Genomic DNA, 24,453 nt, shown 5'->3' with positions numbered 1-24,453 from the left:
TGTTTTCGAGAATTGAGCTTCGCAGGTATTTTAGAAACGGTACACTACCGCATTGATGTGCATTCCTGCCCCAACCGAGGCAAATACGGCGTATTCTCCAGCTCTGGCCTGATAGCCTTCTACCTTTCCGTTCACCACCAAATCGATAAGTGTTGGGATGGTGGCTACAGAACTGTTGCCTAGCCACGAAATCGTCATGGGAACGAGGTTTTCGGGCACTTCGTCTAATCCATAGAGCTTAAACAGCCTTTTCATAATGGCATTGTCCATTTTGCCGTTGGCCTGGTGAATAAATACCGTTTTAATGGCTGATAAATCTATGCCAGCCTTGTCTATCGCTATTTTAACCACTTGGGGCACGTTGATTACCGCAAATTCGTAGAGCTTGCGCCCGTTCATTTTAAGATAGGTATTGCCGTTTTTTTCATCGGGATTATTGCTGCAGCCCATGGTAAGCAGCGAAGCATAATTGGCAAAGGTTTGGCTTTTATGGGCAATAACGCCTAGCGGTTCATCAGAATCGCGGGCTTCGAAAATAACGGCGCCAGAACCATCAGAAAAAATCATGCTGTCCCTATCATGCGGATCGATGATTCTCGAAAGCATTTCCGAACCGATAACCATTACTTTTTTGGCATCGCCACTCCTGATCAGGTAATCGGCCTGTATAACGCCTTGTACCCAACCCGGACAACCAAAAATAAGATCATAGGCTACGCAATCCGGATTTTCGATCTGTAGCTCCAGTTTCACCTTGGCCGCCAAAGCCGGCAGCATGTCCATACGGTTAGAGGCCAATTTCACATCGCCAAAGTTGTGTGCAAAAATGATATGGTCTAACGATTCCTTGTCGATGCCCGCAGCCGCAATGGCGCGTTTGGCGGCCACCGTGGCAATATTGCTGTTCAACAGGTGCGGATCGGCATACCTGCGCTCAACAATCTCTGTAATTTCGCTAAACTTGTTAATGATTTCGGTATTTTCCTTGTCCAGCTTTATTCCTTTGTCGAAAAAAGAGGATTCCATGAAGTGATCACCTGAGATGATATTGTCTGGAATATAGCTACCTGTGCCGGTGATTACCGAATATGTTTTATTCATCTTGCCCGTTTTGTACTCTATACCGCTTCGGTATTCAGTATAAAAATAGTATTATTTATTGAAAATAAAAATTTTTCAGGAAAAATCGTCAATCAAAAATACAAATAGCTCTTTTGGGCCGTGCGCACCAAGTACCAATGTTTTTTCAATATCTGCCGTGCGGCTCGGTCCCGTAACGTTGCTGACCATGGAAGGAATTTGGGTGCCGTATTTGTCTTTCAGCAGTTTGAAAGCATCTTTAAGGTCTAAGACCAGCTGACCGGTTCTGGCAATTACAATATGGTGGTGTGGGAAAATGCTCAGGCGTCGTCCGGCGGCCTGTTGGTTGCTCAGCATTACCGAGCCGTTTCGGGCTACCAGGGCTTCGCAAAGGGTAATGCCTACCTCAGCCAGTTCAAAGTCTTTGTCGGTTTCGTAGAAAGGGAATTCGTAATGTTTTAACAAGGCTTGTAGTTCGGGCTCCCAGCAATAGATTTTGCGCCAGTTGAAACGTTCGGCCAGTTCGAGGATGTTCTCGATAAAATCGACCCCATTTTCGCAAAAAACAAAATTACCGGACACGGCAGTGAGCTGCTCGGCAAACAGGATTTCGAGTTCTTCGGTATTGGGTTTGTAAAGAGGATTTTCTTCTAAATTAGGGTAAGGATTATCCCGCTTTTCGAGCAGGGCCTTTCTAATTTTTTTCAGCATCAATTCCTTCGGCGTAATATTCTCTTTCATATCAGACATTCCAAATGTAATTAACTTTTCTTATAAACAAAGAAGCAACCTTAAACTATAAGGTTGCTTCTCTGCTGTATGACTGAATAATTGTTTATTCTTCTGTTTTTGAGCTGGGCTCGAGTGGCGTAACGTTGCCTTGCACCAAGCCTTCAGAAACGGGTAACGGATTGTCGGTACCGTTTACAAACTCGTCGTAAGTCGTTCTGCTATCGAACGGACGTTTGCCTAAAAGCTCTTCCAAATCGGCTTGGAAAAGGATTTCTTTTTCCAATAGTTTTTGAGCCAGTTTTTCCAAACCTTCTCTCTTTTCGAGCAAGAGGTTTTTGGTGCGCTCGTAAACTTCGTTAGAAAGGGCACGAACCTCATTGTCGATCATTTCGGCCGTTTTATCAGAGTATGGCTTATCGAAATTGTATTCGTTATGTGGATCGTAGAACGAGATATTACCCACGTTTTTGTTCATGCCATAGATTTTAACCATGCCATAGGCAATTCGGGTAATGTGTTCCAAATCGCTCAGCGCACCGGTCGAAATCTTGCCAAAAGTAATGTCTTCGGCTACACGGCCACCCATGGTCATGCACATATCGTCCATCAATTGCTCGGTGGTGTACAAGAACTGCTCTTTAGGCAGGTACTGTGCGTAGCCCAAGGCCGCGACTCCACGTGGAACAATAGAAACCTTTACCAATGGGTTGGCATGCTCTAGGAACCAGCCTGCAATGGCGTGGCCGGCTTCGTGGTAGGCCACAATTTTTTTCTCTTCTGGAGAGATGATTTTGTTTTTCTTTTCTAAACCACCAATTACACGGTCAATTGCATCCTGGAAATCCTGCATATCCACCATTTCCTTGTTTCGGCGTGCTGCAATTAAAGCGGCCTCGTTACAAACGTTGGCAATTTCTGCACCCGCAAAACCAGGCGTTTGTGCCGATAGTTTTTTGGCATCAACCTCTTGTGCGGTTTTAATTGGTTTTAAGTGTACCCTGAAAATCTGCTCGCGACCCACCAAATCTGGCTTGTCGATAGAAATTTGCCTGTCGAACCTTCCCGGACGCATTAAAGCCGAGTCTAATACATCAGGACGGTTGGTTGCGGCCAAGATGATAATTCCAGAGTCGGTACCAAAACCATCCATTTCTACCAGCAACTGGTTCAAGGTGTTTTCGCGCTCGTCGTTACCACCCATCATGCTGTTTTTGCCACGGGCACGACCAATAGCATCCACCTCATCGATAAAGATGATACATGGCGCCTTGTCTTTGGCCTGTTTAAACAAATCGCGCACACGCGAAGCGCCTACGCCCACAAACATTTCTACGAAGTCGGAACCCGAAAGCGAGAAGAAAGGAACCTGGGCTTCGCCGGCAACGGCTTTGGCCAATAAGGTTTTACCGGTACCTGGCGAGCCTACCAATAGCGCGCCTTTCGGGATTTTACCACCCAAATTGGTGTATTTTTTAGGGTTTTTCAAGAAATCTACGATTTCCATTACCTCTTGTTTCGCTTCTTCCAAACCGGCTACATCGTTAAAGGTAATGTTAACCTGGCTTTCTTTGTCGAACAGCGTGGCTTTCGATTTTCCGATGTTGAAGATCTGGCCACCGCCGCCACCTCCGCCACCGCCCATGCGGCGCATCATGAAAATCCAAAGTCCGGCAAAAAACAGCAAAGGCAAAATGATATTGAGAAAAATAGTGCCCCACGGATTTGATTTAGAAGTAGCCGTAATGGTAATCTGATCATCAGGAGGCAGGCTTTTTTGCGATTCTTTCAAAGCATCGGTCATTGTTTTCGAATCGGTCATCACCACTTTGGCAATCGGTCCGCCTTTAGAAAGCTGCAGCGCGTTGTTATTGAGGTATTTTTTATACTTCGGATCTTTGTCTTTGTCTTGCTTGAGGTAGATTTCGCCGGTATAGGTTTCTCCATCCGACGATTTATAGCCGACAATCTGTTTTACATCGCCCGGAATGAGCATGTTTTGTTCGAATTCTTTGTAAGGGATGGTTTTTACATCGCTAGAAGAGAACAGGAAATTAACAACAACAAGACCGATAATAATGGCGGCATAAACCCAAAAGATATTGAATTTGGAGCCTTTTTGTGGTTTCTTCGGAATATTAGGAACTCGCTTAATCTGTTTTGGATTGTCTGTATTTTGGTTTTCTTTCATCTTTACATTGGTGTTAAGTTAACGGCTATGCGCTCTTGTAAGAGGTGGTTTCTGCATCGCCCCATAAGTCTTCGATACCGTAGAAATCGCGCTTTTCTGTCCTGAAAATGTGCACTACGACATCAAAATAATCGAGGATAATCCATTCGGCATTATCCAAACCCTCTTTGCGCCAAGGGTTCAACTGCGTTTGTTTATAGATTTCATCCTCAACGCTATCGGCAATGGCTTTTACCTGGGTCGAAGAATCGGCATTGCAAACAATAAAATAATCGGAAACCGAACTGTTCAGTTCTCTAAGATCCAAGCGCACAATATCGTTCCCCTTTTTTTCCTGGATGCCATGGATAGCTATTTCTGAGAGGTATGTAGAAAGATTTGCGGTTTTCTTTTTTACCATTAAAAATTTTTACTTTTGATTAGCAACAAATATAACATCAACACTTGCAAAATAACACTTTTTCAACATTATTTGTTGGTCAAAATCTTATCAAATTATCGGCGGTTGATTCTACCAATAATTTTCTGAAAAATCTAGTGTCAAATTCCGAGCCATTAGCAGAAGGTACTGTAATTATGGCAGAGAATCAATATGCCGGACGGGGCCAGCAGCAGAATACCTGGCATGCCGAGCCTGGCAAAAACCTAACTTTCAGTGTTTTATTGCGTCCCGGATTTTTGCCATTGGATAAGCAGTTTTTGCTCAATATGGTGGTTAGCGTAGCTGTAAACAGGGTTTTGTCGGCTTATGTGCCCTCAGGCATGCGCATTAAGTGGCCCAATGATGTTTACTATTTTGACCAAAAAATGGGTGGCATACTGATCGAGAATACCATTGTGGGCAGCACGATTAAAACTGCCGTTATTGGCATAGGCCTCAATGTAAACCAACAGGTTTTTGCGCCAGAATTGAAACAGCGCGCTACTTCTTTGGGGCAAATTTTACAACAAGATGTGAATTTGGACAAATTATTGTCTGAAATTTGTACCGAACTGGAAAGACTATATTTGCAACTTAGGGCAGGCCATTATACCGAATTGAGGCAAAGCTACGTTGATAGGCTATACAGGTTTGACCAGCCGGCTAACTACCGCCAAAATGGCGAGGTTTTTGAAGGAACGATTAAAGGCATCAGCGACCTAGGTTTGCTATGTTTGGAAAAAGAAGGCCAAATGGTAGAGTATAATTTTAAGGAGATCGAATTTTTAACCCATATATAAACAAATGAAAAGAATAACTTTAGTATTAACATTATTATTTTTTAGCGTTGCCGGAGCATTTGCGCAACTAGAAAACCCTGTAAGCTGGTCGTACGTGGCCAAAAAAACCAGTAAAACCGAAGCCACAGTTTACTTGAAAGCAACCATCGACGAAGGATGGCACATTTATTCGCAAAACGTAAAAGCGGGCGGACCTACCAAAACCGTTTTCACCTTTAGCCCATCAAAAGACTATACCTTGGTTGGCAAAACCATGGAGCCAAAACCGATTAGCACTTATGAAAAAACCTTCAAAATGAACGTGTCTTATTTTGAGAACGAAGTGATTTTTCAGCAAAAGGTAAAACTGAACAAAGGCGAAACCGTGGTAAAAGGAAAACTGGAGTTTGGCGTATGTAACGACAAGCAATGTTTGCCTCCTGCCGAAGTTACCTTTAGCATACCGGTAAAATAAACCCGTAAAAAGAAATTAAAAAGCCTTGAAGTTTTTCAGGGCTTTTTTGTTTGATACAAATCCAATGAAGAAACTGATTTTAGGATTGATTTTAACTCTTGGTGCCAGCTCGAGCGTATTGGCACAACTTGAAAGACCTATAAGCTGGTCGTACCGGGCCAAAAAAACCGGCGCCAATGAGGCCACGCTTTACTTGAAAGCCAGCCTGCAGCCTAAGTGGCATGTTTATGCGCTCCATCCGAAACCGAGTCCAACCCGTACCTTTTTTACTTTTGTGCCGTCTAAAGATTATAAGTTGATTGGGGCTACCCAACAGCCCAAGCCAACGGTTAAATACGATCAATTTTTAAAGGCTAATCTTGCTTATTTTGAAAAAGAGGTTGTTTTTGAACAAAAAATCAGGCTCAATAAAAAACAAACGACTATTAAAGGCAAGGTAGAATTTATGGTGTGCAGCGACAAGTCCTGCCTGCCTAGTGATGAGCTTGTGTTTAGTATCCCAGTTAATTGATAGTATTTATTGAAAGTAAAATAAAGGCGTTTATGGTAGGAACCCAAGGTGTCAAATAAAAAAATATCATTAACTTCACGCCTTTTAAAAACAAACCAAAGCACACTAACCTTTGAGAATTTAATCGATATCACAATGAAAAAAATAAGCTTGTTGCTGTTCCTGATGGCATCTTTTTTACTCGTTAGCCCTAACCTTGGTTATGCGCTCAAACCGCAAACAGACACAACGGCCAACAGTGCGCCCGACGATTTGCAGTTTACCACGATCGGATCTAAGGAAGACAGCGTAAAGAATAACATTAAAGCAGATACCGTTAAAAAGGATACGGCAAGCACAGCAAAAGCTCCAGCCGCTTCAGTTAAAAAAGAGGCAAAGCCTAAAACACTTTGGCAAACCTTTATCGAGGGTTTGTTTGGCGGATTTCTGGCGTTTTTAATGCCCTGTATCTTTCCAATGGTGCCACTCACCGTTAGTTATTTTACGAAAAAAGCGGGAAGCAAGAAAAAAGGTGTTGGTTTGGCGATTATTTATGGCCTATCGATTATCGTTATTTATGTGGCTTTTGGCTTGTTGATTACCATTTTGTTTGGTTCGGCCAAATTGAATGAATTGAGCAGCAGCGGCCTATTCAATATCCTGTTTTTTATATTGTTGGTTGTTTTTGCCATCTCCTTTTTTGGCGCATTCGAGATTACCTTGCCTAGCTCTTTCGTTAATAAGATTGATGCAAAGGCCGATAGCAGCAAAGGTTTGGGCGGTATATTCTTTATGGCTGCTTCTTTGGCTTTGGTTTCGTTCTCTTGTACCGGGCCAATTATCGGTACGCTATTGGTGCAAGCGAGTTCAAAAGGCGAAATCTTGGCGCCTGCCATTGGTATGTTTGGCTTTGCTTTGGCTTTGGCCCTTCCGTTTACCTTATCGGCTATATTCCCGGGCTTTTTAAACAGTATGCCAAAATCTGGTGGCTGGCTGAACAGCGTAAAGGTTTGTTTGGGCTTCTTAGAACTGGCTTTGGCCTTGAAGTTCTTGTCGGCCGCTGATTTGGTTTGGCATTGGGAATGGTTCGATAGAGAAATTTTCTTGGTATTGTGGATCGTGATTTTTGCCATGATGGGTTTTTACCTCTTGGGCAAACTCAAGTTTTCGCATGATAGTGATTTACCTTATGTTAGTGTACCGAGGCTGTTGCTATCGCTAGTTTCAATTGCTTTCGCTATTTATCTGATACCGGGCCTTTGGGGTGCTCCAGTAAAGATTTTGAGTGGATTGGCGCCTCCGATGAATACCCAGGATTTTATATTGACTGCGGGAAGCTCCGGCCCTGCTAGTACGGCATCACTAGATTTCCCTAAAAAAGTAAAATACGATGAGGTATTGCATCCGCCACATGGCTTTAATGTGTTTTTTGACCTGGATGAAGGAGTTGCCTACGCTAAACAAGTAAATAAGCCAATTATGCTAGATTTTACAGGCCATACCTGTGTAAACTGTCGTAAAATGGAGGATGATGTTTGGGTTGATCCGGCAGTTGCAACATTGATTAAAGAAAAATATGTGCTCATTCAGCTTTATGTAGATGAGCGGAAAATAAAAATGCCGGCAGAAAAAATTCATTATTCAAATTATCTGAAAGGAAATACGGATGATTTGGGTAGATGGAACCAAGATCTTCAGGCAACTAAATATAATGCCAATGCGCAGCCTTTTTATGTATTGGCCGACCACGATTTAAATCCATTGGTTGAGCCACAAGGAGCTATTCTAAATGATAATGCAAAATATATTGCATTTCTCCAAAGCGGCTTAGACAATTATAAGCCGAGCAAATAAGAATTAAATGAGTACCATCAAAAATATAGGAATACTAACCTCCGGAGGAGATTCGCCCGGAATGAATGCTGCCATTAGGGCGGTTGTAAGAGCAAGCTTATACCATAATTTAAAAGTTACCGGCGTAATGCGAGGCTACGAAGGCCTTATCCAAGCCGATTTTATGCCGATGGATGGCAAGTCGGTAGCCAATATTATCCAACGTGGCGGTACCATTTTAAAGACCGCTCGTAGCGATGCCTTTAGAACCAAAGAAGGCCGAGAGTTGGCCTATAAAAATTTGGTGGCAAGCGATATCGATGCGTTGGTGGTAATCGGTGGCGACGGAACTTTTACCGGTGCCGATCTTTTTTCGAGGGAGTTCAGTTTTCCGGTAATTGGTTTACCAGGTACCATCGACAACGATTTGGCCGGAACCGATTTTACCATCGGCTACGATACAGCCATTAACACCGTGGTCAATGCGGTTGACAAGATCAGAGATACCGCCGAATCGCATGACCGTTTGTTTATTGTTGAGGTAATGGGTCGCGATTCTGGATTAATCGCCTTGCGCAGCGGCATTGGCGTAGGTGCCGAAGCCATCCTCATTCCAGAAGCTAAAATTGGGGTAGAAGACCTGATGAAAAGGCTGGAGCATGGCCGTAAAGACAAGGCTTCGAAAATTATTATTGTTGCCGAGGGCGATGAAGCCGGAGGCGCTTACAACGTTGGCGAGGCCCTGAAAACTAAATTTCCAAAATATGATATCCGCGTTTCGGTGTTGGGCCATATTCAGCGTGGTGGCAAGCCGAGCTGCATGGATCGAGTATTGGCAAGTCGCCTGGGCGTGGCTGCGGTTGAAGGCTTGCTAGAAGGCAAGACCGATGTAATGGCTGGCCAGGTTAATAAAGAAATCGTGTTTACCCCTTTTTCGCACGCCATCAAACATATCGATGCAGAAAAAATAACGCCAACTTGGTTAAAGCTGGCCGAAATCCTTTCGCTATAATTGAGTAGTAATGGCGGTAAGAGCTAAGCGTTGAGTTTTTTCGATGCGTAACGCCAGACGCTAATCGCCAAACTAGGGTGTCATATAAGCCACAGCTTAACAGATTAGATAATAACTCGGAAATCTGTTAAGCTGTGGCTATAAATCGCGTAACGCTTAACGCCAAACACTTAATCTTCGAGCACAACTGCGGTGCCGCTGGCCGTAACCATCAGCATGCTTCCCCCGCTTCCAACAGTTTCGTAATCGAGGTCTACGCCAATAATGGCATTGGCACCCATAGCTGCCGCATATTGTTGCATTTCGTTTACGGCTGTGTTTTTGCCCTCGCGAAGTACCTGCTCATAGGAACCCGAACGGCCACCAACAATATCGCGGATACCCGCAAACAAATCTTTAAAAATATTGGCGCCAATAATGGTTTCGCCACTTACAAGACCAATGTACTTTACAATTTTCTTGCCTTCAATGGTATTTGTGGTTGTGATTAACATTTTCTTTTAGGTTTTATATTTCGATGCCTAAGGCGCTGAAATGTTACAAAATAGGAGGTGTAAAGCACGGGGTTTGGTCACCATCCGAAAAAAGATTTATGCAAATTGATTTGGTTTTGCATCCATACTTAAAAATGCAAAGCCATGAAACTATTTAAACTCTTTCTTCCCCTCGCGCTGCTCACTTTGCCCATTTGGGCACTGGCTCAAATGCCAATTTTGAAAACAGGAACAACAACCGAACAGCCGGTTACGCTAAAAAAATTGGACATAAACGTACAGCTGGTGGGCAATATTGCCACAACCACCATGACGATGACCTTTTACAACAGCAGCAATCGCGTTTTAGAGGGAGAACTGACCTTTCCGATGCCCGAAGGCGTAACGATTAGTCGCTATGCGCTCGACATTAACGGCAAGATGCGCGAAGCCGTACCGGTAGAAAAGGCCAAGGCCACCGAGGTGTTCGAAAGCATTGTACGCCGGAGAGTTGACCCAGGCCTGCTCGAAAAGGTGGAAGGGAATAATTTCAGGACAAAGATCTATCCTATTCCGGCAAATGGGTCAAGAACCATCGCCTTGGCTTATGAAGAAGAGCTCAAGCTTGGCGCCAACAGCACCTTGCGCTATCACCTGCCTTTGGCTTATCCAGAAAAAATCGCCGAGTTCTCGCTAAATGCAACCATTTTCGAAAGCGTTGCCAAGCCCGAGTTTGTTGAACAGCCTGATGGTAGCCTCGACATCAAAAACATGGATAATACCTATATCGCTTCGCTAAAGAAAACCGATTTTATTTCGAAGCAAGGCTTAAGCATCAACCTGCCCAAAAAAGCAAACCTACCCGAGGTGCAAATGCAAAAAGCCAGCAGCGGCTATTATTTCTTGGTCAATGTTTTTCCGAAATCGGCCAGCAGGCCACACCAGTGGAGCAACGAAATCGGCCTGATTTGGGATTGCTCGTTAAGCGGTTTGCAACGCGATTTGAAAAAGGAAATGGAGCTTTTAGATTTGATTGTCAAACAAAGAAGAAACCTCGTTATCCGTTTGGGCCTGCTGAACAATACCTTTAATGAGGCAGGAACCTTTACCATTACCAACGGGAATTGGGACGCACTAAAAGACCGGCTGAACAAAATCGTATATGATGGTGGCACCGATTTTAGCCGCATCAATGGCAAGGTTTTGCCGGCCGGCGAGTACCTGTTTTTTACCGATGGACTTTCAACTTTCGGAAAAAATACGGTTGCGCTTCAGCAACCCGTTCATGTGGTTAACTCGAGCCTAAAAGCCGATTACAGCACGCAGAAATATATCGCCTTGAAAAGTGGCGGCAAGTTTGTTAACCTCAACGCCACCAATGCAAAAGAAGCCTTTGAGCAGCTGAACGAAGACCAGTTGCAATACTTAGGCATCAAAAACAACACAGAAGTACGCCAAACCTATCCTTCGTTGCCGGTAAGCGCTGGCGGACATTTGGCCGTAGCCGGAATATTAAGCGAATACAGCACCAAGATCATCCTGCAGTTTGGTTATGGCAATACGGTTGTAAGCGAACAAGAAGTGCGCCTCGATCCCAATACGCAGCCCTTAAGCCGTGTAGAAGTAAGCAGAATTTGGGCGCAGAAAAAGATTGCCGAAATGGATATCCAATATGAAACCAACAAAGACGAAATCAGCAGCCTAAGCAAACAATTTGGCATTGTAACCCGGAATACCAGCCTCCTGGTGTTAGAAACCTTAGACGATTACCTGAGGTATGACATTACGCCACCTGCCGAACTGCGCAAAGAATTTGATTTGGCCATCAAACAAAGAGGGCAATCGATTTTAGAACGAAGAACAGACCTGATTAACGCCGCGATAGCCATGAGCAAAACGCTTAAGGAATGGTGGAATACAGATTTTACCCCAAAAAGCAAACAAGAGCAGTTCAAATTTCCGCAACCGGTAGTGGTAGTGGCCGAAGAAAGAGTGAGAGAGGCGGCCGCCAATCCGCCAAGTCCGGCTCGAAACGAAAGGCAAAGAGCTGAGTCTGCACAATCGTCAGAGCGATTGCAAAGCGCCAACAGCCTCCAAGAAGTGGTGATAGTGGCAGGAGGCAATGCCCAAGCCAAACGATCTACTACTTACGCGGCATCTTCTGTAACGATTCCGGCAAATGCCGCCTTACAGGGCAAAGTGGCAGGCTTGGAAGTAACAAAAGATAAATCGCAAGCATTTGAGCAGCAACCCATCATTACGGTCAAAGAATTTAAAAGCGATAAAGATTACATGAAATCTTTAACAGGCAAGCCCGAAGAAGCCTATCAGAAATATTTGGTGCTTAGGGAGCAGTACCTGCACACGCCAACTTTTTATTTTGACGTGGCCAACTGGTTTTATCAACAGGCTGACAGTGTGAGGGCACTGAAGATATTGAGCAATATGGCAGAACTGGAGCTCGAAAATGCCGATTTGTACAAGGTAATGGCTTATAAACTTAAACAGACCCATAACTATGCGGCTTCGCTTTTCATTGCCGAAAAGGTGTTGCAATGGCGACCAATGGATGCGCAGAGCTACCGCGATTATGCATTGGCATTAGAAGATATGGGCCGTTATCAGGAGGCGCTCAACAACCTGTACAAAGTGCTTACCCAAAGCTACAACACACAATCGGCTAGTAGGGATAGAGGCATTGAAGAGATCATCATTGCCGAAATCAACCACCTGATTACAAAATACGGCAAGCGCTTAGACACCAAACAAATTGATAAAAAACTGATCCAGCCTTTGCCGGTAGACATTCGGGTGGTGCTGAACTGGAACAAGAACGATACGGATATCGATTTGTGGGTTACCGATCCCGATGGAGAAAAATGCTATTACAGTCACCCCAAAACCGAAATCGGAGGCAGAATGAGCAACGACTTTACGAGTGGCTACGGTCCGGAGCAGTTTATGCTCAAAAAAGCCATCAAAGGAAAATACAAAATAGAGGTAAACTACTTTGGCGACAGGCAGGTTAGCATCAGCGGACCAACCACGGTGAGCGCCGAAATCTATATCCGTTATGCCACAGGCAAGGAAGAACGAAAAATGATGGTATTGCCCCTAGAGGCCAGGAACAGAGGCGGAAACTTGGTTGGAGAATTTAGTTTTTAAGGTAAGGTGAATGGCCAGAGGGTTATTTCTGGCCATTGTATAAAAATGACTAATCAGCCAATGAACTAATGAACCAGCAACTTGTCTAACACCTGTTGCCAGTTGTCCACCCGCTCGTAGTCGGTTATTAAAAGGTTGTGTGGCGAAGTGAACAAAAGTGGCCGGCCTTTAAAATCGATAAAATTCTTGATGCGGTCGTCGATCATTACGTCTACGTTGACAATCTTGTCGCCACAAAAAATAATGTTTCTCCAGCTGATGAACGGAAAATGTTCGTTGAGCCAATCGAGTTTGTCTTCTAAGGAATTGCGAAACTCCATCGCCGCCGAAACAATGTAGACCTCGTGCTGTTCTTGCAGTTTTTTGACAGCTTCTACACTCCCCTCGATAACAGGCAAATTCCTGAAAAAGCCTTTTTCGTTAATGTAGTCGAACCATTTGTTGTTGATTTGCTCGGGTACGTGATGGTAGATTTCGTTGCCGGCATCCAGTTTCAGGTCGAGCGGAATGCCGTAGTCGCGGTTGTAGAGTTCTATAAATTTGTGGATGGGGTCGGCTAAGACTTCGTCCATGTCTATGGCTATCTTCATGCCTCAAAGATGCCTAAAACCCATTAGAGTATTGTTAGCTGAATTTAAAATTTGCATCGTGCGTATGGTGATGTGCGTACAGCGTATTGCGTTTGGCGATCATGGCGCCCGATAACAATGGACCATCAGCTATGGACTATCGACTGCACACTCAAGACTAATTGACTAAAAGCTTGCGAGTTATTGGTATTATGCTTACCTTTGCCTCCCCGCAAGCACGGTGCTTCCGGGAACTATGTTGAATACATAAACTTAAAAGAATGGCAACCAAAATCAGATTGCAAAGATTCGGTAAAAAAGGGAAACCTTTTTTCCACGTGGTAGTAGCGGATTCTCGCTCACCAAGAGATGGTAAATTTATTGATCGTTTAGGTTCTTACAACCCGAACACCAATCCAGCCACCATCGAAATCAATTTCGAAAAATCATTAGACTGGGTAAACAAAGGTGCACAACCTACTGATACTGCCCGCGCTATCCTTTCTTACAAAGGTGTTTTGTACAAAAAACATTTAGAAGGTGGTGTTAAAAAAGGCGCTTTAACCCAAGAGCAGGCAGATGCTAAATTTGCAGCTTGGTTAGAGGCTAAAGGTGGTAAAATCGAAAGCAAAAAAGAAAACTTGAGCAACAGCAAAAACGAAGCTAAAAAAGCAGCTTTAGCTGCCGAGGCTAAGAAAAATGCTGACCGTGCTGCCGCTATCGCATTGAAAAATGCACCAGTAGCAGAAGAAGTTGTTGAAGAAGAAGTAACAGAAGAAGCTCCTGTAGCTGAAACTGCAACCGAAGAAACTCCAGCAGCTGAGGCCACTCAAGAAGAAACAAAAGAAGAAGACAACGCATAAGCCTTGTTCTATTCTGATAGATAGCGAAGAACTGCAAAGTCCTTCGCTATTTTTTTAACCCCCTATACCATTCGCTATGTTAAAAGAAGAGGCGTTTTATATCGGCTACATCACCAAAACCAAAGGTTTAAAAGGCGAAGTGCAGCTTTATTTCGAGTTTGAAGATTACGAGCAGCTGGATCTTGATGTGCTGTTTGTGGAAATGAACGGCAAGCTGGTGCCCTATTTTGTGGCTACCCATAAGCTGCAGACCAACCAAACCGGAACGTTTTATTTTGACGACATAGACCATATAGACAAAGCCCAGCCTTTGGTAAAGAAAAAAGTTTACCTGCCCCTGAGCAAAAAACCAGAGCGCGAAGACGACGAGTTTTACTACACCGACCTGAAAGGCTTTATCGCTATTGACGAAACACTTGGCGAATTGGGCGAGATTATCGAGGTAAACGAATATCCGCAACAGTTTGTGGCTACCGTACACTACAAAAACCGCGATGTACTGTTTCCGCTCAACGAAGATTTCATTATAGAAATAGACGACGAGGAAAATACTTTGCATCTCGACCTGCCAGAAGGATTGCTGGATATTTATTTGGGTAATTAAAACCCTTCGGCTATCTTTAAGCATGATGAGATGTTTAATCGCATTTGCTTTGGTGGCCGTTTTTTGTTGGGGTTGCGGCGGCAACGAGAACGTGAAGCGCATTACCTTAGATTCGCTGGTTGAAGATAAGCCTGCCCCCAAGCCCGCGCCGCCCAAAGACAGCGTGGCTGTGCAGCAACAGCCGGGTTCGCCGGCAAGAGATTCGGTGATGCTGGTGGCAAGCCGGGTATTGCAAAGCCTCAAAAACAAGGATTACCGTTCGTTTGCCAGCTACTTCCATCCCAAAGATCCTGTACTCTTTTCACCCTATGGCAATATTAATGTAGCCAACAGCAAAAAACTGCTGGCGAAAGACTTTCTCGAATCCATCGAAAAAAACTGGACCCTCACCTGGGGCGTTTATGACGGCACCGGCGAATCGATGAAAATCAAGGTGGTTCCCTATATCGAAAAATTTATCTACGACGCCGATTATCTGCAAGCCAAACAGACTTCTTTTGATCAGGTTGTGCAGAAAGGCAACTCCCTGAATAACATGGCCGAGGTTTTTCCAGGCCTTCATTTTGTCGATTTCCATGTGGAGGGAAAAGACCCGCAATACAGCGGCATGGACTGGCGCAGCCTGCGTTTGGTCTTCAAAATGTACAATAACGAGTATTATTTAGTGGCTGTAATCCACGACCAGTGGACGATTTAAAGCCGTTTTGTAAAATATTTTAATCTTTTTGTAAATTAAACTTGATATTAATGTCAATTATGTTTTACATTTGTTCAAGCATGCTTGATATAATTGTTGTTTAATCGCTAAAAAATTAAAATCATGAAAAGTAAATATCTGTTTCCAACATGGGGTAGCTGGGTTGGATACGTGCTGGCCATACCCGGCTTTGTCTTAGGCTACTTTAACATCATCGAGCAATACGAAATCCCGGGTTTTGGGTTGCGATTGCGAGAAACCAATCGAATATTTACACCCGCAGTCGAAAATTTTACCAACGAGTTGGCCATTTTCCTCGTTATCGTAGGCCTGTTGCTCATCGCCTTTTCTAAGAGCAAACAAGAGGATGAGCTCAACGCCAGGCTTAGGCTCAACGCGCTGTATTGGGGAGTAATGACCTATTATCTGCTTTATTTTGTTGGGCTGGTTTTTAGCATGAGCATTGCCGAAATTCCATTTATTGGCGACCATGCTTCCGAGCTGAACCTCTTTACCCCGCTGGTTATTTTTATCGGCAGATTTTATTACCTCAAATATTTTAAAAAAGAAAGCTACCTGGTCAGCAAGCCTCGGTTTTTGCCTCATTTGCCCTTTAAGCCGCTGGGGGTGGCACTTTCGTTAATTTGTTTGGTTTTAACTTTTGTGTTTGTTTTTAGTTTGGATGATGAAAAATGGGATACGGTAAAACAGATCAACTACTTGGGCTTGGTAATCGGCTTATTGCTATGGGCCTTCTCGCAAAACAAAAAAGAAGACGAAATGCTGATGCAACAACGGCTGGAAAGTCTGCAATTGGCGGTTTATATTAACTACGGATTGTTGCTGGTGGCCAATGTGCTGCTCTATTCGTTCAGCTTTTTATATTTTATGCTATTTGCACAATTCTCGCTGTTGCTTTATTTTGTGCTCAGAATGGAGTACGTCAATTATAAAAATAACCGATCGTTAACTGCTGCTGAAGGAGGAATGAGCTATGAAAAATAACATCAGGGTACAACGTGCCATCAAAAATATTACCCAGGCCGAACTGGCCGATATGATCCAGGTTTCGAGGCAGACCATCAACACCATCGAATCGGGCAAATACGTGCCATCAACCGTGCTGGCCTTAAAAATAGCCAGGGTTTTCGAAAAGCCGGTTGAGGAAGTGTTCGAATTGGAAGAAGACGATTAGTTAGCCTGAGGTCTTTTGGTCGATAGTGCATAGTTGGCAGTTTCAGTTGGCGTTTGGCAAATGGCAACCAACTATTACCCTCTCTTGGAAGGGTGCTCAAAGAGGCTGGGTGGTACTAAATGAACCAATGAGCTAATGAACCAATGAACCAATGAGCGAGTATAGCCCTTTCGAAGTTTCGAAACTTCGAAAGGGTTAATTTCTTACCTTTGCCCCATGCGTTTTGATATCATTTCTGTACTGCCCGATTTACTGACCAGCCCCTTTGCCCACTCTATTCTGCAACGGGCGCAAAAGAAAGGCATTGCCGAAATCGTGGTACATAATTTAAGGGATTACGCCACCAACAAGCAAAAGAGCGTTGACGACTATCCTTATGGCGGCGGCAGCGGCATGGTGATGAGCATTGAGCCTTTTGCCGGTTGCATAGAAAAACTACAGGCCGAAAGAACCTACGACGAAGTGATTTTCATGAGCCCTGATGGTGTTACGCTGAACCAAACCATTGCCAACGAGCTGTCGATCAAAGGAAACATCATTATTTTATGTGGCCATTATAAAGGCATAGACCAGCGCATCCGAGATATTTATGTAACCCGCGAAATTTCTATCGGCGATTATGTGCTTTCTGGCGGCGAATTGCCGGCTGCGGTTTTGGTTGATGCGGTAACGCGTTTAATTCCGGGGGTGCTGAACGATGAAACTTCGGCTTTGTCAGACAGTTTTCAGGGCGAACTGCTGGATGCCCCTATCTACACCCGGCCGGCCGATTGGCGCGGACACAAGGTGCCCGAGGTGTTGCTGAGTGGCCATGAAGCCAAAATTAACGAGTGGCGCCACGAAGAGGCCCTGAAGCGAACCGAACAGCGCAGACCCGACCTGTTGAAATAAGCCCCTGAAAATGTGGAAAAACCACAATTTGTTAGAAAATAAATTATTTTTAAACTTCGCTTTTATTTTTAAAATAAAATGCCTAATATTGCAATCCGATTTTGAAGAACCAAAAATCGGCTTAATAGCTTAAAATCATGGATTTAGTAAAATTTGTAGAAGAGCAGGTAATCGCGAAAAAAGAACTTCCTTCTTTCAAGTCAGGAGATACAGTGAGTGTTCACTATAAAATTCGCGAAGGAAATAAAGAACGTATTCAGATTTACCAAGGTGTTGTAATCCAACGCAACAGTGCTGGCGCAAACGAAACGTTTACTGTTCGTAAAATTAGTAATGGAGTAGGTGTTGAGCGTATCTTCCCTGTAAACTCTCCAAATATTGATAAAGTGGAAGTTAACGGTTACGGCAAAGTACGTAGAGCTAAATTGTTCTATCTACGCGAACTAACTGGTAAAGCAGCCCGTATCAAATCTTTAAGAAAGTAATATTTTCTATAAAAAAATATAACCTTCACGATTAGCTTCGTGGAGGTTTTTTTGTTTATATCTTTGCCCCACCAAATTATAAATCGAAATGAACCGTCGAGAGCGTTTTTGAATGCTCCTGATTGCTTCATCACTGTTAAAAACAAGATTACACAGATGAAAGAACTGTTAAAAAAGTACGAAGAGAAACAACCAGAAATTGTTTTCGAATGGAAAGATAAAGAATCGGAAGCCGAAGGATGGGTAGTGATCAACTCTTTGCGTGGCGGTGCAGCCGGTGGCGGTACGCGTATGCGCAAGGGCTTGGATAAACGCGAAGTAGAATCGCTGGCCAAAACCATGGAGGTTAAGTTCACCGTGTCTGGTCCGCCAATTGGTGGCGCAAAATCGGGCATCAACTTCGATCCGGCCGATCCGCGTAAAAAAGAAGTTCTGGAGCGCTGGTACAAGGCAGTTATGCCCCTGCTCAAAAACTACTATGGTACCGGTGGCGATTTGAATATCGACGAAATCCACGAAGTAATTCCCATTACCGAAAGCTATGGCCTTTGGCATCCGCAAGAAGGCGTCATCAATGGCCATTACCAGGCCCGTGAAAACGAGCGAATCCACCAAATTGGCCAGTTGCGGTATGGTGTTTCCAAAGTACTCGAAGATTTAGACTATACGCCAGATATCAAAAGAAAATACAAAGTGGCCGATATGATTACCGGCTATGGTGTTTCCGAATCGATCAGGCATTTTTATGAGATTTGGGGCGGCAATGTGGCGGGCAAAAAAGCCATTATTCAGGGCTGGGGCAACGTAGCGGCGGCGGCTGGATACTACCTGGCGCAACAAGGCGTTAAAATTGTAGCGATTATTGATCGCGTTGGCGGTTTGATCAAGCCAGAAGGTTTCAGTGCCGAAGAAGTGAAAGAGTTGTTCAATAATCGTGTAAACAATACTTTGGTGGCTGATAACCTGATTCCTTTTGCCGAGGCAAACGAGCAGGTATGGAACGTTGGGGCCGAAATATTTGTGCCTGCGGCGGCTTCTAGGCTGGTGCAACAGGGGGAAGTGGATAAAATGATCAAAGGCGGCTTAGAAGTAATCGCCTGTGGCGCGAATGTGCCTTTTGCCGACAAGGAAATCTTCTTTGGCAGCATTATGGAGTATGCCGACAACAATGTGGCTGTAATCCCCGATTTTATTGCCAACTGCGGCATGGCCAGGGTGTTTGCCTATTTGATGCAGCGTAACATCGAAATGAGCGACGATGCCATCTTTTCTGATGCCTCATCGGTAATCAACAATGCCTTGAAGGCCGTTTATGCTACATCGAACAAAAGAACAAACTTATCGAGCACTGCATTTGAAATTGCATTGAAACAACTAGTATAATGAACAGCGAATTTTTTGGACAGGTTTTTTGGGGCAACACCATTCAGGCTTATTGCCTGTTTGGCGGCATACTTTTGCTCGGATTGCTATTTAAGCGAATTGTTTCGAAGTTTTTAAGCCAACTCCTCTTCAGGCTGTTCAGAAAATTTGCCGATGATGTCAAGATAGATACCTTTATTGATCTACTGCTTAAGCCAATCGAGACCTTCATTACGCTGGTTTCGCTTTACCTGGCGGTTAACCAGTTGAAGCATCCGCTCGACGTGGTGTGCTGGCATTACCATAAGGTGGTAGATAAGGTTAAGGTGGCGCAGGAATTTACCTTGGGCGAGCTGTTCGACAAGATTTTCCTCTTCCTCATCATCATGGCCTTCTTTTGGATCGTCCTGAGGCTGATCGATTTTGTGGCCCATGTGTTTATGTACAGGGCGATGAAATCGAACAATAAAGCCGACGACCAATTGGTGCCTTTCCTGAAAGAGCTGTTCAAGTTTATCGTTTGTTTTATTGGCTTCTTCGTGTTGTTGGGCTATGTGTTCGAAGTGAATGCGTTGAGCCTCATCACCGGTTTGGGTATTGGCGGTATAGCCATTGCCTTGGCGGCCAAGGAAAGCCTCGAAAACCTGATTGGATCTTTCACCATTTTTATGGATAAGCCTTTTACCGTAGGCGATTTGGTAAAGGTTGATGGCGTTGAAGGAACCATCGAGAAAGTGGGCTTTAGGAGTACGGTATTGCGCAGTACCGATAAAACAACCATTGTGATACCCAATAGGGCAATGATTGATGGCGTGCTCGAAAATATGACCCGACGCAATTACCGCAGGGTAAAATTCAACATCGGCATTACCTACGAAACCGATTCGGAGATGATTAAAAAGATTGTGGCTGATATCAACCAGTTTCTGGCCGATAACCCGGATACTTCTGATGGCGCGGCTTCATTTGATAGTTTTGGCGATTCGGCATTGTATATCCAGGTGCTTTACCTGGTGCAGAACATCGATTTTAATGCCTACCTCAAAATTAAGGAGGCGGTAAACTTCAAGCTCATCGAAATTGTACACCAATATGGATCTGATTTTGCCTACCCTACGCAACGCACGGTAAGCGATACGCCTAAAGCATAACACTTGCGAAGTTTCTAAAACTTCGCAAGTGTATCCGTTGGTATTAGGCCGTCAAGAAATTGCTTCGCGCCTTGCCATGACGAATTATGAAAAAAGCCTCCACTGTTAATCAATGGAGGCTTTTAATATTTTAGAAAGTGCTTACTTGCTTTTCTTGGCCGTTGCGGGTTTGGCAACAGGTCTTCTCAGGGCCGAAAGCGCTTTATCGTTGCAACATGATTTGCCTTTGCTTAAACAGGCCTTGGTGGCTTCCTTTTTAACAGCTGCTGTTTTTGGAGCCTTGGTTTGTGCCTGGGCAACGAAACCGGCTGTAGTCAATAATAAAGCTAGGGCTAGTTTTTTCATCAGGTTAGGTTTAGCTAAGTTCGGCCAATACGGTAATACCGCCTTTTACCACTTGGTCCAGTTGCAGGTTTACCTTGGTGCCAATAGGCAAGAAAATATCTACCCTAGAACCAAATTTGATAAAGCCGAATTGCTCGTTTTGCACCACCTGATCGCCTTCTTTCACATACCAAACAATACGGCGGGCCAAGGCACCTGCAATTTGCCTAAACAATACCGGCGTACCGTTTTTATGTTCAACCACCACGGTCGTTCTTTCGTTTTCGGTACTCGATTTGGGATTCCAGGCGGCCAAATATTTGCCCGGATGGTATTTGAAAAACTTAACAACTCCCGAAATCGGGTTGCGGTTAATGTGTACGTTTACCGGCGACATGAAGATAGAAACCTGCAGGCGTTTGTCTTTGAAATATTCGCCTTCTTCGGTTTCCTCAATTACCACTACTTTGCCATCGGCTGGGCATATCACCAGGTTTTCGCCATGGGTAAAAGTCCTTTTGGGATTTCTAAAAAACTGCAGTACGATAATGAAAAGGGCAAAAGATACGATGTAAATCAGCCAGCGAAGCCAAGTTAGATCGGCAAATTTATAGTCAACAAAGGCGTTGAGCAAAAAGATAAACAGAACAGTTAACGCAATGCTGGTATAGCCTTCTTTGTGTATGGTCATTGTTTTGGGGATTTAATTGGGTAAAATTCGGAAAAAATCTGGATAAATTACGATTTTAGATTGACGAATTATGATTGATAGCGCTTGTCCTAACCCAATCTCAAATCCTTAATCTACAATCGTCCATCTAAATAGCTCTATAAATGTCTTTCAGGTTTCGGCCAAGGCCGTCGTAATCGAGCCCATAACCTACTACAAACTCGTTGGGGATTTCGAAGCCTACATATTTCAGTTCTGCTATGGGGGCTTTTAGTGCCGCGGGTTTAAGCAAGAGGCTGCAAACGCTTACCGAAGCCGGTTTTTGCGCATGAACCTTTTCCAGAATGTATTGCAGCGTTAATCCGGTATCAACAATATCTTCTACCAGAATAACATCACGGTTTTCCAAATCGTTGGGCAGGCCAAAGGTTTCCTTGATCTTGCCACTGCTTTCGGTGCCGTGGTAAGAGGCCACGCGGATAAAATTGACCTCGCAGGCAATATCGATTTCTTTCAGCAGATCGGCCATAAATAGAAAACTGCCATTCAGCACGCCAATAAAAACCGGACAGCGGTTTTCGTAGTCGAGGTTCAGCTGTATGCCAATGAGGCGGGTCCGCTTGCCAATGGCGTCGTTTTCGAGAAAGATTTCGAAGTCTTTGTTGTTTACTTGTATTTTATTCATCTATGTTTAAGAGGCTCCGTTTTCTTTGGTCTTTTCCTGCTCGCGCTCCTTTCGGCGCTGTTCGCGACGTTCCTGGCGCAATTGTTTTTTGGTTTTAGCGGTATCGGGTCTAATGATGGCTTTATTATTGGCTGCGGTATCCTTTTTGGCCGAGCTGCCGCCAAATAAGCGGTCGAACAGGCTTTTGCTTTTGTCTTGCATGGCGGCCGGTGGCAACATGCCGTCATCGTCGGCATCAACGGCGGCGGTATCGATCACCGTCGAATCAGGCAACAGATATTGTCTTAAGCCCTCGCGCAGGCGCACGTTGTAAAAACCGTAGCCGCTGGTGTCGGCTGGCGTTAGCCCTCTTCTGGCCATGGTGCCTCCAATAAAGTTAAAATAAGGCAACAGATAGCCTTTTAAACTTCCGTCGCTCATAAACTTATACAAGGCCGCTTTTGGCTTCGGTACAATATTGGCCAGGAAAATGCCCTCGCCTATGTTGAGCTCTGCCGGAGTCTTGCCAAAATAATGCCTCGAGGCCTCGCCAATTCCGTACACGTTTTGGCCCATTTCTATAATGTTGAAATAAACCTCGAGCATGCGTTGCTTGCTCACCAGCTTGTTGTTTTCAATCAGCCAAACAATCAAGATCTCTTCAGCTTTGCGGGCCAATGTTTTTTGCCTGCTCAAGAAAACGTTTTTCACCAATTGCATAGAAATGGTGCTGCCACCACGTTTAAAGCGTTTTTCCTTAAAGTTTACGGCGATGGATTTACGGATGGATTCTTCCACAAAGCCATGGTGCCTGAAAAACGACGGATCTTCTGAAGTAAGCAGGGCATTTTTGAAATTGGGCGAAATATCGTCCAGTCGTGTAAAATTAGGATTAGACGGGCCAATGGTAATGTTGCGCATCGGCTTGCCGTATTCGTAAGGCGTGTACACAAAATCGCTGTTGATTTTCTGCAGGTCAGTCTTGCCCCATTTCACGATTTTAAAATTGGTGGGCGTAAGCGTAGAATTAAACTTTACACTGTCGGGAATAGCGGTATCGAGGTAAAAATCGAGATTGTAGCGCAATTTGCCTTGCACCTGCATGCCTTCTAGCGATTCGAACAAGCCCAAAGGAAACGAATCGAAAATAGCTTGGGCATCTTGTTCTTCGGCCTTAAGCTTCATCTCGTAAATTTTGTTGGGCGACAAGGTATATTTGAGGAAGGGATGGATGGAAGCCTTTTTCAGGTAAACCGTCGAAGTACTGTCGAGGCAAAGGAAGTTGTCGCCAATCAGCATATCGGCATCAATTTTGGCATCGGGCACGATAATGTCGGCCGAGGAAATACGTTTTTGGTTGATCAGCAGGTTTTTGATGCCCCAAGATCCGGATATTTTGTAATCGCCACCGCTAAAATCGGCTTCTTTCATCTCGGTCCTTACCGTATCGAAGCTGATTTTGGTGCTCAGTTTGCGTTCAATGTAAGGCAATTCCACTTTTTTGCCATCGGCATAAAGCATAATGTTGAGGCGTTTTCTACCGGGATTCAGCTTGCCATTGATGTGCCAAGTAGCGGCTGTGTCGTTTACGGTAATGTTCGATTTGAGCTCGCCGCCGTCTATGGTAGCCGAAGTGGTGAGGAATTTGAGCGAAGCCGTGTCGTTGTCGTTCAGCTGCATCATCAGGTTCTTCAGCTGCATATCGTCGGGAATTTTATAGAAAACCTCGTTCAGCAGGTTGCTGGCCAAATCGCTCAGGGCCACTTTGTTCGAGTTGCTGGTGCTGTCTTTCTTTTTTCTTTTCAGGATGAAATCGAGGTTGGTGAGCGAATCTTTAAGCACGACATTGAGTTTGCCTTCGTTGAGGTTGATTTCAGACAGTTTTACATTGCCAAAAATCAAAGGAAACAACTTTACGCCCACCGTAATATCATTAATGGTGGCCAAGGTATCGCGGTCTTTGGGCACGACCGAAATGTGTTGCATGCGTACGGCACTGAGGCCGCTAAAGCCTGCCGACCCGATCTTGATTTCCAGTCCGTAGTCCTTATCGGCTTTGGCAATGGCTTTGGCCATCATTTTTTTGAGCAGGGCCTCGCGCTTGCCATAGGCCACCGCACCCAGGGTAATCAGAACCAATGCAAAAACACCCAAAATCCAGGCGCCAATCTTGATATATTTTTTAGGAATTCTAATTTGAGGGAATTGCATAAACTAATGTAGAAATTATTGTTAAACAAACGCTTTGGGCAAATGTTTATTTCGTGTTAAAATTACAACAAAAAGGCCTACCACAAATTATTTATGCCTATGTTTTGTTAATTTTGGGG

General features: G+C 44.3%; 25 protein-coding genes. 15 read left to right on the top strand and 10 right to left on the bottom strand.

What is annotated here, in order from left to right; all coding sequences use genetic code 11:
- Positions 1–30: 30 nt before the first annotated feature.
- The 4 genes from VRU48_RS19415 to rsfS form a co-directional block, all read right to left on the bottom strand.
- Complete coding sequence (locus VRU48_RS19415; protein ID WP_330109589.1) at positions 31–1,101, bottom strand: 3-oxoacyl-ACP synthase III family protein; 1,071 nt, start codon at positions 1,099–1,101, stop codon at positions 31–33.
- A gap of 75 nt (positions 1,102–1,176) precedes the next feature.
- Positions 1,177–1,821: a LutC/YkgG family protein gene (locus VRU48_RS19410; RefSeq protein ID WP_330109620.1), complete on the bottom strand. Its 645-nt coding sequence runs from the start codon at positions 1,819–1,821 to the stop codon at positions 1,177–1,179.
- A gap of 94 nt (positions 1,822–1,915) precedes the next feature.
- Complete coding sequence (gene ftsH, locus VRU48_RS19405; protein WP_330109588.1) at positions 1,916–4,000, bottom strand: ATP-dependent zinc metalloprotease FtsH; 2,085 nt, start codon at positions 3,998–4,000, stop codon at positions 1,916–1,918.
- Positions 4,001–4,025: 25 nt separating this feature from the next.
- Positions 4,026–4,400 (bottom strand): ribosome silencing factor, encoded by a 375-nt coding sequence (rsfS, locus tag VRU48_RS19400; RefSeq protein WP_199137898.1) that lies wholly within the window; start codon positions 4,398–4,400, stop codon positions 4,026–4,028.
- Positions 4,401–4,444: 44 nt separating this feature from the next.
- On the opposite strand from rsfS, the gene VRU48_RS19395 reads away from it, so the two are divergent.
- The 5 genes from VRU48_RS19395 (at position 4,445) to pfkA (ending at position 9,010) form a co-directional block, all read left to right on the top strand.
- Complete coding sequence (locus tag VRU48_RS19395; protein ID WP_330109587.1) at positions 4,445–5,221, top strand: biotin--[acetyl-CoA-carboxylase] ligase; 777 nt, start codon at positions 4,445–4,447, stop codon at positions 5,219–5,221.
- A gap of 4 nt (positions 5,222–5,225) precedes the next feature.
- The gene (locus VRU48_RS19390; protein ID WP_330109586.1) at positions 5,226–5,675 is read left to right on the top strand and encodes a protein-disulfide reductase DsbD N-terminal domain-containing protein; all 450 of its coding nucleotides are present in this window, start codon (positions 5,226–5,228) and stop codon (positions 5,673–5,675) included.
- A 64-nt stretch (positions 5,676–5,739) separates the two neighbouring features.
- Positions 5,740–6,186 carry a protein-disulfide reductase DsbD domain-containing protein gene (locus VRU48_RS19385; RefSeq protein ID WP_330109585.1) on the top strand — a complete coding sequence of 149 codons (447 nt, stop codon included), beginning with the start codon at positions 5,740–5,742 and terminating at the stop codon, positions 6,184–6,186.
- A gap of 135 nt (positions 6,187–6,321) precedes the next feature.
- Complete coding sequence (locus VRU48_RS19380) at positions 6,322–8,019, top strand: protein-disulfide reductase DsbD family protein (protein WP_330109584.1); 1,698 nt, start codon at positions 6,322–6,324, stop codon at positions 8,017–8,019.
- 7 nt (positions 8,020–8,026) lie between these two features.
- The gene (gene pfkA / locus VRU48_RS19375) at positions 8,027–9,010 is read left to right on the top strand and encodes a 6-phosphofructokinase (RefSeq protein WP_330109583.1); all 984 of its coding nucleotides are present in this window, start codon (positions 8,027–8,029) and stop codon (positions 9,008–9,010) included.
- Between the two features lie 170 nt (positions 9,011–9,180).
- Here pfkA and VRU48_RS19370 read toward each other — a convergent pair whose 3' ends face one another.
- Complete coding sequence (locus VRU48_RS19370; protein WP_330109582.1) at positions 9,181–9,504, bottom strand: heavy metal-binding domain-containing protein; 324 nt, start codon at positions 9,502–9,504, stop codon at positions 9,181–9,183.
- A 144-nt stretch (positions 9,505–9,648) separates the two neighbouring features.
- Between VRU48_RS19370 and VRU48_RS19365 the strand changes: the two genes are divergently transcribed.
- Entirely contained in the window at positions 9,649–12,648 is a 3,000-nt protein-coding gene (locus tag VRU48_RS19365) for a DUF2135 domain-containing protein (protein WP_330109581.1), read from the top strand.
- A gap of 65 nt (positions 12,649–12,713) precedes the next feature.
- On the opposite strand, the gene VRU48_RS19360 is transcribed toward VRU48_RS19365, so the two are convergent.
- A complete protein-coding gene (locus VRU48_RS19360) occupies positions 12,714–13,238 on the bottom strand; it encodes a 5' nucleotidase, NT5C type (protein WP_330109580.1) in 525 nt (174 codons plus the stop codon).
- A gap of 260 nt (positions 13,239–13,498) precedes the next feature.
- Between VRU48_RS19360 and VRU48_RS19355 the strand changes: the two genes are divergently transcribed.
- The 9 genes from VRU48_RS19355 to VRU48_RS19315 all read left to right on the top strand — a co-directional run bounded on the left by VRU48_RS19355 (position 13,499) and on the right by VRU48_RS19315 (position 20,465).
- Positions 13,499–14,080, top strand: coding sequence for a 30S ribosomal protein S16 (locus VRU48_RS19355; RefSeq protein WP_330109579.1), 582 nt, complete (start codon positions 13,499–13,501; stop codon positions 14,078–14,080).
- Between the two features lie 76 nt (positions 14,081–14,156).
- A complete protein-coding gene (gene rimM, locus VRU48_RS19350) occupies positions 14,157–14,684 on the top strand; it encodes a ribosome maturation factor RimM (RefSeq protein ID WP_330109578.1) in 528 nt (175 codons plus the stop codon).
- A 22-nt stretch (positions 14,685–14,706) separates the two neighbouring features.
- Positions 14,707–15,381: a hypothetical protein gene (locus tag VRU48_RS19345; protein WP_330109577.1), complete on the top strand. Its 675-nt coding sequence runs from the start codon at positions 14,707–14,709 to the stop codon at positions 15,379–15,381.
- Between the two features lie 123 nt (positions 15,382–15,504).
- Positions 15,505–16,386 (top strand): hypothetical protein, encoded by an 882-nt coding sequence (locus tag VRU48_RS19340; protein WP_330109576.1) that lies wholly within the window; start codon positions 15,505–15,507, stop codon positions 16,384–16,386.
- Positions 16,376–16,576: a helix-turn-helix transcriptional regulator gene (locus VRU48_RS19335; protein ID WP_330109575.1), complete on the top strand. Its 201-nt coding sequence runs from the start codon at positions 16,376–16,378 to the stop codon at positions 16,574–16,576. Before VRU48_RS19340 ends, VRU48_RS19335 begins: the two co-directional genes overlap by 11 nt.
- 216 nt (positions 16,577–16,792) lie before the next feature.
- The gene (trmD, locus tag VRU48_RS19330; protein ID WP_330109574.1) at positions 16,793–17,467 is read left to right on the top strand and encodes a tRNA (guanosine(37)-N1)-methyltransferase TrmD; all 675 of its coding nucleotides are present in this window, start codon (positions 16,793–16,795) and stop codon (positions 17,465–17,467) included.
- A gap of 137 nt (positions 17,468–17,604) precedes the next feature.
- On the top strand, positions 17,605–17,952 hold the full coding sequence (gene rplS / locus VRU48_RS19325) for a 50S ribosomal protein L19 (protein WP_233165698.1): 348 nt from the start codon (positions 17,605–17,607) through the stop codon (positions 17,950–17,952).
- 156 nt (positions 17,953–18,108) lie between these two features.
- Positions 18,109–19,335 carry a Glu/Leu/Phe/Val dehydrogenase dimerization domain-containing protein gene (locus VRU48_RS19320; RefSeq protein ID WP_330109573.1) on the top strand — a complete coding sequence of 409 codons (1,227 nt, stop codon included), beginning with the start codon at positions 18,109–18,111 and terminating at the stop codon, positions 19,333–19,335.
- Complete coding sequence (locus tag VRU48_RS19315) at positions 19,335–20,465, top strand: mechanosensitive ion channel family protein (protein WP_330109572.1); 1,131 nt, start codon at positions 19,335–19,337, stop codon at positions 20,463–20,465. The genes VRU48_RS19320 and VRU48_RS19315 overlap by 1 nt, the downstream gene beginning before the upstream one ends.
- 141 nt (positions 20,466–20,606) lie before the next feature.
- Here the strand turns inward: VRU48_RS19315 and VRU48_RS19310 are convergent, their stop codons facing one another.
- The 4 genes from VRU48_RS19310 to VRU48_RS19295 form a co-directional block, all read right to left on the bottom strand.
- The gene (locus VRU48_RS19310; protein ID WP_330109571.1) at positions 20,607–20,810 is read right to left on the bottom strand and encodes a hypothetical protein; all 204 of its coding nucleotides are present in this window, start codon (positions 20,808–20,810) and stop codon (positions 20,607–20,609) included.
- Positions 20,811–20,820: 10 nt separating this feature from the next.
- Positions 20,821–21,480 carry a phosphatidylserine decarboxylase family protein gene (locus VRU48_RS19305; RefSeq protein ID WP_330109570.1) on the bottom strand — a complete coding sequence of 220 codons (660 nt, stop codon included), beginning with the start codon at positions 21,478–21,480 and terminating at the stop codon, positions 20,821–20,823.
- A gap of 127 nt (positions 21,481–21,607) precedes the next feature.
- Positions 21,608–22,144, bottom strand: coding sequence for a hypoxanthine phosphoribosyltransferase (gene hpt / locus VRU48_RS19300; RefSeq protein ID WP_330109569.1), 537 nt, complete (start codon positions 22,142–22,144; stop codon positions 21,608–21,610).
- A 6-nt stretch (positions 22,145–22,150) separates the two neighbouring features.
- Positions 22,151–24,334 carry a biosynthetic peptidoglycan transglycosylase gene (locus tag VRU48_RS19295; RefSeq protein WP_330109568.1) on the bottom strand — a complete coding sequence of 728 codons (2,184 nt, stop codon included), beginning with the start codon at positions 24,332–24,334 and terminating at the stop codon, positions 22,151–22,153.
- Positions 24,335–24,453: the final 119 nt, after the last annotated feature.

It is taken from the genome of Pedobacter albus (genome assembly GCF_036324255.1).
In the GTDB taxonomy this organism is placed as follows: Bacteria; Bacteroidota; Bacteroidia; order Sphingobacteriales; family Sphingobacteriaceae; genus Pedobacter; species Pedobacter albus.
The sequence above is the reverse complement of the archived record's forward strand: the minus strand, read 5'-3'. Positions and strand labels throughout refer to the sequence as shown.